General features: G+C 43.9%; 11 protein-coding genes. 1 reads left to right on the forward strand and 10 read right to left on the reverse strand.

The annotated features are described in order from the left end of the window. Window positions 1-36 precede the first annotated feature (36 nt). From A3739_RS23750 to A3739_RS23805, 10 genes are all read right to left on the reverse strand, one after another. Window positions 37-726 (reverse strand): OB-fold-containig protein, encoded by a 690-nt coding sequence (locus A3739_RS23750; RefSeq protein WP_082878579.1) that lies wholly within the window; start codon window positions 724-726, stop codon window positions 37-39. Window positions 727-791: 65 nt separating this feature from the next. Further along, window positions 792-1,481: a PspA/IM30 family protein gene (locus A3739_RS23755; RefSeq protein ID WP_068475578.1), complete on the reverse strand. Its 690-nt coding sequence runs from the start codon at window positions 1,479-1,481 to the stop codon at window positions 792-794. A gap of 30 nt (window positions 1,482-1,511) precedes the next feature. After that, a complete protein-coding gene (locus A3739_RS23760) occupies window positions 1,512-2,198 on the reverse strand; it encodes a YjfI family protein (protein ID WP_068475576.1) in 687 nt (228 codons plus the stop codon). 1,592 nt (window positions 2,199-3,790) lie between these two features. Continuing rightward, the gene (locus A3739_RS23775) at window positions 3,791-4,981 is read right to left on the reverse strand and encodes a lipopolysaccharide assembly protein LapB (RefSeq protein WP_197472528.1); all 1,191 of its coding nucleotides are present in this window, start codon (window positions 4,979-4,981) and stop codon (window positions 3,791-3,793) included. A gap of 94 nt (window positions 4,982-5,075) precedes the next feature. Then, entirely contained in the window at window positions 5,076-5,723 is a 648-nt protein-coding gene (locus tag A3739_RS23780) for an energy transducer TonB (protein ID WP_068475568.1), read from the reverse strand. Between the two features lies 1 nt (window position 5,724). Next, window positions 5,725-6,141 carry an ExbD/TolR family protein gene (locus A3739_RS23785; RefSeq protein ID WP_369819766.1) on the reverse strand — a complete coding sequence of 139 codons (417 nt, stop codon included), beginning with the start codon at window positions 6,139-6,141 and terminating at the stop codon, window positions 5,725-5,727. 22 nt (window positions 6,142-6,163) lie between these two features. Next, window positions 6,164-6,700: a MotA/TolQ/ExbB proton channel family protein gene (locus A3739_RS23790; RefSeq protein WP_197473866.1), complete on the reverse strand. Its 537-nt coding sequence runs from the start codon at window positions 6,698-6,700 to the stop codon at window positions 6,164-6,166. 18 nt (window positions 6,701-6,718) lie between these two features. Next, the gene (locus A3739_RS23795) at window positions 6,719-8,173 is read right to left on the reverse strand and encodes a MotA/TolQ/ExbB proton channel family protein (protein ID WP_082869112.1); all 1,455 of its coding nucleotides are present in this window, start codon (window positions 8,171-8,173) and stop codon (window positions 6,719-6,721) included. Next, the gene (locus A3739_RS23800) at window positions 8,173-9,039 is read right to left on the reverse strand and encodes a DUF3450 domain-containing protein (RefSeq protein ID WP_068475562.1); all 867 of its coding nucleotides are present in this window, start codon (window positions 9,037-9,039) and stop codon (window positions 8,173-8,175) included. Before A3739_RS23800 ends, A3739_RS23795 begins: the two co-directional genes overlap by 1 nt. Before the next feature lie 2 nt (window positions 9,040-9,041). Next, window positions 9,042-10,172 (reverse strand): DUF1513 domain-containing protein, encoded by a 1,131-nt coding sequence (locus tag A3739_RS23805; RefSeq protein ID WP_082869114.1) that lies wholly within the window; start codon window positions 10,170-10,172, stop codon window positions 9,042-9,044. Window positions 10,173-10,281: 109 nt separating this feature from the next. Here A3739_RS23805 and A3739_RS23810 point away from each other — a divergent pair. Continuing rightward, window positions 10,282-11,142, forward strand: an 861-nt coding sequence (locus A3739_RS23810; RefSeq protein WP_068503056.1) for a sterol desaturase family protein, incomplete at its 3' end; no start/stop codon positions are given.

Raw genomic sequence — 11,142 nt, forward strand, 5'->3', positions numbered from 1 at the left:
TCCATTTCCAAGATTGTATCTTTAATTAAAATTTGATCAGCTTCCCGCGAAGTCATCCTCAGAGATCACGCGGTAAGTATTTTCTTCTTTGTTATATTCGAGCAGCACAACCCGATCTCCTTTAGAAAAACTTGCGCTGCCATCAGTACGCACCTTCAGCAACAACCCGGCGCCACCATCTTCAAGAGTTGCCTCCCCAAAGCTGTTATCCACACGAGATGTTTTAACTACAGCCGTTTGGCCCAAAACGCGCTTGACTGTTTCTTGAGATGCTTTTTTGAACAAAGGCCGTAATGGTTTGATAAGCGCTGCAGTTATCATGACGGAAATATATAGCGACCCAAGCAATATTGGGATACTAGCCAAAAGACTAAACAAACCTTCTGGTAAAATACCCATCAAAAAGTGCACTACGTAGTAGCAAATGACCCAACCAAATAATGCGATAAACGACAAAATAATTGTGACCGGAACGCCATGAAGACCAAAGCGCAACATCAAGCCAGCTAAAACGTTCGCACTATTCAAACCCTGTTCGGCATTGATATCAATTCCATTGGCTTCGGGAATATCGAAATCCAGCACATCAATTTCAATTAAGCCCAAAACTGCGACGACCCAATACAGCACGACAACAAGCAAAAGGAATGTAAAGAATACAGTTGGGAACGACGATATATTTTGATAAAACGGATCCATATCATCCATTAAAAATATCGCAAACATTTCCAATCCTCCTTTGTATTACTTCCGCTATCTCTGAATAAAATCTAGTATTGCTTGGTTATCTTTTACGTAGACTTCTTTTTCAAGCGTTCCAAGATGTCATCAGCGCTGCTCCCACTCGCAGCGATACCGGCTTCTTCAAGCTTTGCTTGAAGCGATGTAGCGGAGCTGTCTTCAGCAAGTTCACTAGCAGCTGCCATCTGTGCAGACTTAAGCGCCTGTTTTTCTTTGATCCGATCTAATGAGTCCATTGCCGTTCTCATTTTTGAATGTGAGCCGCTATGACGTTCAGCTACGGCAGCTTGTGCCCGTTGAACATTTTCATTAGCCTTAACCGTATCAACCTGTTGCTTCAAACGCTTGAGGTTACGCTCGGTTTGCGTAATTGCTGTTCGCATTTGATCAGCACTTGCCGCAAAGCTGCCTGCCGACTCTTTTTCTTGCATACTCTGACTTTCTAGATCAGCAATTTTCGCGGCAACTTCACGAGCCAATCCTTCATCACCTTTTTCAAGCGCCCTGATAGCATAACCTTCATGCTCTTCAATTTGCGCTTTCAGGCCAACCACCTTTTCTTCGGCAACCTTTTGTCTAGCCATAATTTCTGCCAAACTGTTCTTTGAATCTTGCAGAGCTTGTGATGCCTCTCTTACCTCTTGATCCAGAATACGTAACGCCTGACTATCAACAATCGCCTCTCCCGCTTCATTAACACCACCACGAAGCGCTGTCATCATCTTTGCCCAAATGTTCATTACTTTGCTCCTAATTAGTTAACCAAGCTATCAACTAGCCGCCGCACTCTTATCAAGAGTTACATCCAAAAACTCGCTATATGCCTCTGTCGCTTGAATCACGTTACTAGCTAAAACTTCGATTTCAAACACAACGTTTGACAGCAATGAAGTTGAACTGAGCGCACCAAACATGTGGTAGTAATCGCCCTCGTCGCCAATTTTGTCCAAGCTTATTGTCGACAATGGAAAATACTTGTGCGTTCTCAAGATGGCATCATTAAATGCCGCAACATCAACAACCTCATCTACAGACCACAAAACAGCCTCTACAATTATTTGCTCACCAGAAACCGTGAGAAAAATCGGTAGATCACCATATTCATTCATCTCAATAAGCAACGCTGGCTCTACCCCATCAATCAATTGGAGCTTGGCTCGACCACTTTCGAACAAGTGTTCTCGGAGCAAACCTTCTTGCAAACTAACAGTAGTCCAAGCCTTTAAACCATTATCTAATCCCATACACACTCCTAATCCATTTGTTATTCGATCTATTCCTAACTGACGCTCATTACGCACCGACAGATCCAATTCACGCACCCGCAACTTTTTCTCATAAGCTGACAATAACTTCGTATGCTCAGGAAGAATCCACACCTCCTTTTTAACAAAGCCTTGCTGACGCAGACGCTTGCGATACTCGCGCTGATAATGTGCTGAAGATTTAACTTTCATGTAAGCCACTATAAACATTACATGTAATATTGTCAAAAATATTACATGTAATGTCAGGTGCAAGTATGGGTGCGCGCAGAGACCAACATAAAATCGCGCTAATAGAATTAATCAAACAGGAATTAGAAAGAAGCATTTACACATACCTGTGCAATTCCAAAACATCCATATAAAACTGAGTTTTTATAATTACATGCGCTAGATACTTACAGAAGATAAATTAGCTCATCAAATTCCATTTCTTGAAGCTAGTCACACTTCCACCAAGATAAACCCGAGATAAAAACTCCCTGAAATTGATAACACATCATATAAATCGAGCACATCTCATCAAATATTTATGACAGAGCAATCAACACAGATCACTACAAAACTTTGACATCACAAAAAATAAAACGACTGCGGCACACAACTAAAGAGCGCCTATCAGCCATATGGGAAAATTCGGTGACTTTTATAAAGCCTTATGCAGTCTAATGCAGGATAAGGGAGATATGGCCTTACCCCAGTTCTTTGTAAATCAATCACTTACAAACAACGCAACCTCTCATAATAATGGGGTCCCAGGTTCGAATCCCGGTGTAGCCACCAATTATTCCAAAGGCCTAGTTCACTGAACTAGGCCTTTTTTATTTCCCGTGCGGGAGTTTTGCGGGATCCTCGAATCCGAATTACCGTCAGCGACGGTGTCGAATGTATTGGTTCAAAAGCCATCTTCTCCACTGCATCCATGAGCTCCTGAATTTCAGGCACTGAGTAGTGCGTAGTGATATTGCCTCCGAGTTTAAAATGGCAATCCTCTCGCTCGCATTCTTCGTTATGTCGCCTGGAAGAATAAACACCGAGGTTTGCAACTCTGGTATTTCAAATTCCCAATCCCAGTTTAGCTGACAGACCTCTTGCTCCCTGCAGCCGACATTAACTTTCCACAAACACATCTCACGAAGGTGTTCAAGCAGCCCATCAAAAAGCAGATTCTGCTCCTCCCAAGTTATTGGGTTTGGCTGCCTGCCATCCCTCCAACCTTGAAAGATAAGTATGGGAGGTGACCCCAACCACGTTAAGCCCGCCACTTCCTGGCGGCAAGATTGGGTATCTGCTTAAAGAAAAACTTCGGCTCACAGTTGAAGATTTAACATCTTGCTTTCGCCGAGCTTCGACGAAATATCTCAGATCTGACGCTGTTCAATGCCACCAATAAAAGGATTCAGCACTCTCAAATTCTGTACATCACACGCAATTCTTTATTATGCGCATGCTCATTCAGATAGTGCGCTGCGGCTTGCCCGAACTGGTTCGCGCACCGCAACCAAATAAATCGATGCTCAGGTAACGAGAAAGTAGTAAATAGAACACAACTTGAATATTCGGGCTAACATAGAAAAGTCGAAGTGCTCAACGAACGGAAAAAAAAGCTCTGATAAATTTATTCAGCTTTAGACATTTCGGCCAATTTCGTTTCGAGATATTCCATTACCCAAGGTGTGAAAGCAGGCCAGCCTGTTCTTATGGCTTGATTTACTCGGTATATTTAAGTCGTAACGTCTGCAACAGCTATGCCTGTGCGTCAATTAGATCAATGATCTGATACGCTATAAGCTGTTTAGATAGCGATACCAGCGATTCACTAATACTTTGGCCTGTTCGTCTAGCGACACATCATCTTTTAATCTTCTGTATACCGCTAACGCCTGTTCATTTCGACCTAGTTTAAATAAAACATGCCCCAAAGATAAATTGAGGTAACGCTGCTGATCCTTGCTTGATCTCTTCAAACCGATTTGCAATGCTCTAGCTGCATTCTCATAGTCTTCCATTTCAATATATGCATGGCTTAGCGCTTGAGCTGAGTTCGGCGTTGTTGCGGTCAATATCGCTTTCTCTAAATAAGGGATTGCCCTGTCTACTTGTTTCGCATCGAGGTGTGCTTGTGCGAGCAAGCTATAGTTCTCGGCCGTATACCAAAGTATGAAGTCTTTAAAACCTGCTTCAAGAACTTCCGCTGCTTTATGCGGATACCCTCTAGTGATAAGGCGATACGCCAAATCACTCAACTCTTGAGTCTCATTCAACAACTGGTTTTTGTAAGCATATTCGAGAGTTCCCAAAGCATTGTCTTCTTGTTCAAGTTCGTCGTATAGCCCTGTTAATTGTAATACGTATTTTTTCTTACCAGGATAAAGCGTGACCATTCTTTTTAGTAATTGAATACCTTTCCCATAATCTTTTTGAATCACATAGCTCGCTAGTAGCAACTGCAAATGATATTCGACAGGCGTTTCACTCTGAGCCACTGCCCGCTCAAAGCTTTTGACCGCTTCCTGATACTCTTTAGCCTGTATATAGGCATTACCTAAACGAATAAACACAGCAGCATTCAATTCATCCTTCTTTGCATGCTCCAACCAAGATTGTAGATAACGAATAGACAGAATTAATTGATCTTCAGAAAGATAAAGTTGAGACAAGTCATAACGCAACTTTTGCTGATTTTCATGAACCAGAGCGCTCATGTTATGAGCTAATTCCAGTAGCTCAATTGCCTTAGTATTTTCATTGCGGCTGACATAAATATAACCCGCCGTTTTCAAGACGACGGCCGTTTCATAGGCGTTCTTCTGTACGCGAATGATCAATCGATTAAGTTTCTCAAACGCGCCATCAATATCGCCTTCATCAATACTACCTTGCACATCAACTAGTAAATTGTAGGTGCCTTTTGACACAAGGGATTTTTTACTAGCAGAGCCTTCACTTCCGCCCGCAGCAACACTTGGAGGCATTTGAAAATCGGTCGCAAAACTTACATGCGACAACCCAGTCGAGATAAAGAACGTGAGCACCAGAGATAAACTGCGATGCCGTAAAATGGATCGGTTAGAGCTGAAATACATACTTACGCTCAACAACACGCGTAGCTTGCGCTTGACCATTGACCAAACGAGGCAGGTATTCCCATCGAGCTACCTCCTTCAACACGACACGATCAAAAATTCTTGGAGGGGAAGATTCAACGATTTCAACGTCAGTCACCTTGCCTTCTGCAGTTACTATATAATTAAATACCACCCATCCTTCTATTCGCCTTCGTTGAGCTTTAGGAGGATAAGTAAGTGTGCTTTCTCTCACTGCAACCAATTCTCGGCTATTTCCTAGACTTGTCGTTGCTTCATTGTTAATGCCTTCAAATGAAAGCTCTGCCAACGAAATAGGCGCCTCGATGGCAACTTCATCAGCGAACAATGGCATCTCAATCGATAGCTTTTGATTTGCAATATCAGGAAGCATTAGAGCGGGAGGTGCGATTTGCGGCTGCTCAGGAATCTCGTCTGCCAACTCTCGCCTTTCTTCCTCAGGGGGTTCTGAATCTGAATTGGTTTTAGCCCTCAAAAAATCTACAACTAGTAAGGTTTTGGAAGATGTAGGCTGGTGTATCGAAGGTTCAATCAATTTTGCCATCAACCAGAACAAGCATAGGCATACAGCCATGCCTAACGGCAAAAGCACAGCAATACGAGCAAGCATATTATTGGCTGCCTTTGGCGGCAGCGATCGCTATATTCTCGACGCCAGCCAGCTTAATCTGATCCATCACTTTAACAAGCAGCCCAGTCTGAGAGAATTCATCTGCTTGAATCACTACACCGCTTTCTGGGCTTTCAAATAATAAGCGCTCAACATTTCGACGCACCGCTCTCGGATCGACTTGGCGACGATTTATCCAAATCCGATTATCCTGTGTAATCGCCACCATGATTGAATTATTGTTCTGGATTTTGGTGGACTCAGCTTCTGGTCGATTTACTTCAACCCCCGCTTCTTTCACAAATGAAGTCGTAACGATAAAGAAGATTAACATGATAAATACGATATCCAACATGGGGGTCATATCGATTGCGTTTTCGTCTTCATTGTCACTGGAATTCAAATAAGGAAGCTTAATATTCATGCTCGTTTTAACTCTGTTAACTAACGCTTAATTGCGCCGTAAGTGCTTCTTGCCTTGATCTAGCGAGTCGATCAATCCTAGCTATTAATAGCAAACCAACAATTGCAACTGTCATTCCTGCCATCGTTGGAATCGTTGCCTTCGAAATACCTGCCGCCATAGAGCGAGCATTCCCTGTACCACTGTATGCCATTACGTCAAATACACTGATCATCCCCGTTACAGTGCCAAGCAAGCCCAACAGCGGACATATCATCACCAGCCCGCGCAAAATCCAGAGATGGAGCCTTAATTGATGTTTAAATCTAGCAAGCATCGCCTGCCTAACGCGATGCGCGATCAAGCTACCTTTGTCTTGTCGCGCTTGCCAGCGCGAGGTGATTTGGTCCCGCTCACTCTTATAAGATAGGGTTAGAAACCATAACCTTTCGGCAGCTAAGACGATCATAATCATTGCCACAATCGAAATCAGCCAAAGAACTGGCCCACCCTGTTCGAATAGACTAGAAATGGGCTGTATAAATGGCCACCGCAAGGCTTGCATAAAGAGCATTGTGAAATCCATGGATGACTACTTGCCGTCTTCGATTCGACTAACTTGGAGAGAAGTACCCTCTAAAGTCTGAGCAACCAGCGACAAACTTTCTTGACTCAAGATCAACAGTAAACCTTTGACACGGCTCACGACCAAGCTATGACCAAACAACAAGGGAATGGCCACAATTAGTCCAAGAACCGTCGTAACCAACGCTTGAGAAATCCCGCCCGCCATTAGTTTTGGATCTCCCGTTCCGAACAAGGTAATGGCCTGAAAAGTCGCAATCATTCCTGTTACAGTTCCCAATAGACCCAGCAAAGGTGCAACGGTCGCTAGCAACTTAATAAAGCCTGTTCCTCGATCGAGCGATGGCGCTTCGCGCAACACCGCTTCATTTAACTTCACTTCCAGACCTTCGTACTTATCATGCAGTTGTTCCGCACCAAGATTTTCCGTCGCCAAGAGATGCTCATTTCCGACCGCTAATACCCGGCCTAGAGGGTTTTCTTTGCAAATAGCTTCCGGATTGCACAGTTGCTGCCAAACCTTTGCATGCTCCTTCGAGAGATAGAACAAACGCCATGCGGTAAAAGCCAAGCCGGTAAGGCCAAGCAAAATAATGACGCCACCCACATAACCCCCTTGACGAACGCGATCTGCTAGCGAAGCTTTCTTCTCGATCTGCGCCAGCAGCTGGCCACGAGTTGGATCAATAATCACGTTGAACAGACCAGCCGAAGATGTTCCAACTGGCGCCTTCTCCTCTTCCACCGATGCAAGAACTTGCAGACGTTGTTGCTTCGCTACATAGCTAAGGAACTGTGTATCTGTGCGCGCAGTAAATGGCCCCATACGCAAAACGGAAGTCGTAATTTTCTCTCCATTTTGCTGATACACATCTGCCGGATAGTTCGTGACTTCACCTGATGCTTGAATATCCTTCAGCAACACGAACCACAAGGCTTTCAAATCTTTGATTTCAGGTAAAGACTTACTTTGGAGTAAAGACGGTAAAGTCTGCCTCAAATCTGGATATTGGGTAGAGTTAAGAGACGCATTGATGTCTTGTTGCGTATCACTGGCAACCTGCCTTGCCACAGAAAACAAATCTTTTAAGTGATGAGCACGTTCTTCTAGTTGCTCGCTTAATGCCTCAAGATTTTGCGCCTCTGCCATTACCGTTTTCTGCAGCGCATCGTATTGAATTCTGGCCTGCTGCTCTTGTTTACGCATATCGGCAAGCTTAGTAGCTTGTTCATTCTTTTCGGCTAAAAACGCCTTTTCTCGCTCACGATGAATAGCCGCTTCATTAGTCTTATCTAGGTTCAATTGAGTCAGCAAGATATCTAAGCTAGTTTCATTATCAGTTTGAGCGTTGGCACTGATACACACCAGCATGGCGAGAAACACACAGCTGCGCTTGAGCAACTTATCCTGTACCAACTTCCTCAGAAGACGGGTGTTGATTTTCAAATTAATCAAACGCATTATTTCGCACTTCCCTCTGTCGCCTTAACTTCATGCCCTTGCTGTTCGATCACTTGCTTATGAGGCAAAACAGGTAAATTTAAAAGCGTTGGTGAAACTTGTTCATTCGCCATTGAGATACCATCACTAATTGAATCTGAATAGCCGTCCAAAGATTGCCATTTTGATTTTTCTCGATCCCATAGACCTTGTCGCAAACCATCTGAGGTCTGGTAGTAAAGCCCAATTCGGCCAAGCCTAAGTATTTGAACAAGTGTCTCTCGACCATCCAAAGATAATTCCTGAGCATAAGTCTCGAGCGTATAACCAAAGTCTCGTTCAATTTCATAGGCATCGAGCACCTGACGATATTTGTTGGGCAAAGACAAATCTGGCGCGCTGATCATTTTGCGCAGCGCTTTAATCCTCGCGCGACGTTCTACGAGTAAAAAAGGTAAGTCCTTTTCAATACTCGCTTCTAACGCATCAATCATGTTTAACAACAAAGGAACCAAAGCTGTTTCAGTTTCAGATAAAGTTAGCATCTGCTTGCGTAAAGACGCTTTTTGTTCGCTTTGGCGCGATTGCATCACCTCAAGATGGGCGATGTTCTTCTGGTAGCGCGCTAGCTGTTCGTAGGATTCACGATATGCATCGAGCAACTCTTCAGTTTGTTCAGCAAGCACATCGATTTTTTCCTGCGATATTTTTCCAGAAATATTCGCGGCCTTTACAACTTGTATATTCGCATCAAATTTGCGGACAAGGTTCGAGTCGCTAATTGTGTTTTGCCCACGACTCGGCGACGCACTTACCAACAATGAGATCGCAAACAAAGGCAAGAGCAATGAACTCAGCCTCGTGCTTAGGTTTAGATTAATCAGCATGTTTACACCGTTATTTGGCTGAAGTGATTTCCCCAATGGGCGTTTGGCCATTCAGGAATTGAGACTGAGCTGAGTGCCAAAGCATGAGCGTCAATGTGATACAAAGAACCAGTACCAGAGGTAACAAAAAAGTACCTGCCATCCCGGCTTAAAGCGACACCACTCGCGTCAAAAATTTCTATTGAACTAATAAACTTACGATCTCGAGAATCCCAAAATGTGATGAGATTGCCTCGGGGACAAGTTATAGCAGTGACACCCGTTTCAGGATGAATACAAATGCTTGCAGTGTATTGATTCATTTTCCAATGGGTCTGATCGTCATCCGACTTAACCAACTGAATCTCTCGCTGCCCTTTTTGAAAGCCAACCACCGGCGGGAATTCTCGCTTACCTTTGTACTGAAGTGCCAACCCCACCGTGTCATCACTACCGACTGCCACATGCCGAATACTTAGACGCCGATCGGGCAAATCAAAGTGATCGAGTTGCTCCCCAGAGCTACTGTCTAGATAACTCAACTTAGGGTGCATCTTCGCAAGATTGAGCGACTTCCGGCCACTTTCTGGATGCGTTTGTATACCTCCATTTGCAATCACTAGCGTCCGCTTATCACTGAGCAAGTGAATCTCGTGTGGCCCCTGTCCACCGCTGTCATATTCTTCCATTTGTTGCGCACTCTCTATGTCATAAACGGCAATAACGCCACGCTGTTCTTCGAAAGCATTCTGCGTCGCAAAGAAATAACGCCCATCGTCAGATATACAGCCGTGGCCATTAAAGTGTCGCCCCTCTCGAGGGAAGAAATGCGAAATAGATTCACCATTTTGAGCATTAAACGCTCGTGCCGGTGCTTCGGGATCTCTGGAAATCCCAACCATTGTATTGCTTGCTGAGTGGGTTGTTATGCTATGGCACGCAGAGGGTGTTGAAGTCCGAAAATATTCATTGCCCCCCAAGTTCATCGCACTAACGAAGTGTTGATTCTTGTGTTTGTGGGCAGTCAAAAAGAGTTCACTACTTCCCCCCCTCTTTGATGAACCCAAACCTACATATGCTAAAGAAACTGCAGTAAGCCCCAAACCACCAGCAAACAGAAAGCGTCGTCGACTTGGACTAAATGTTGATTTCATAAAGTGAAAATACTAGATAATTAAAATGCAAATGAGAATACATTTTATTATTATTACTAATTGCTAACAACGATTAATTCAAGAAGTCAAAGGACACAATTGGCCAGCAATGCTATTCCCAATAGATGAAGAGGCAATTTACGAAGCTGTACTTGTTCCCATGCAGTTTTTACTGGAACCAAACAAACGTCTTTATTTTGGCTATATTCTATCGGCGCTCATTCTTGCAACCTGGGTTTATCATCGTCACATTTGGCGTTCAAGAAATAGCCTTTCACAATCTCTATTTCTAGCTGGACTTCTGCGCTTCATCTTCCCCAAAGCAATCTGGCTTAATCGCTCAAGCGCAATCGATTTTGGACTGCTCTGCCTCAACGCAACCTTAAAAGCACTCTTGTTTATTCCGCTTATTATCAGCGCGTTTTCAGTAGGGTTTTATACAGTCAAGCTGCTTACCCTTGTGTTTGGACCACTAGAGTTGTCAGGCACCGAAACATCAACAGTGTCTCAGTCTTTTTTAATTCTTTCGTACAGCTTATCCCTTACACTAGTATTAGATGCGTCACGTTATCTGCTCCATCGTTTGATGCATCAAATACCATGGCTTTGGCAATTCCATAAATGGCACCACTCCGCAAGGACAATGACCCCCCTTACACTCTATCGTATTCATCCCGTAGAGTCTGCGCTGCAATACACGCGTGATGTACTAGTGACCGGTGTAGTGACAGGATGTTTTTTTTATTGCTCAGGCCAGAATATAGATCTCACTACAATTATGGGAGTCAACGCCGCACGCTTTGCATTCAACCTGTTTGGGGCAAACCTTCGCCATTCTCACATTTGGCTATCATTTGGCCCACTAGAGCGAATATTTATTAGTCCTGCGCAACATCAGATTCATCACAGTTCTGCTCCCGAACACCATAATCTAAATTTTGGTTCTCAATTATCTATCTGGGATCGCATG

It is taken from the genome of Oleiphilus sp. HI0067 (assembly GCF_001635735.1).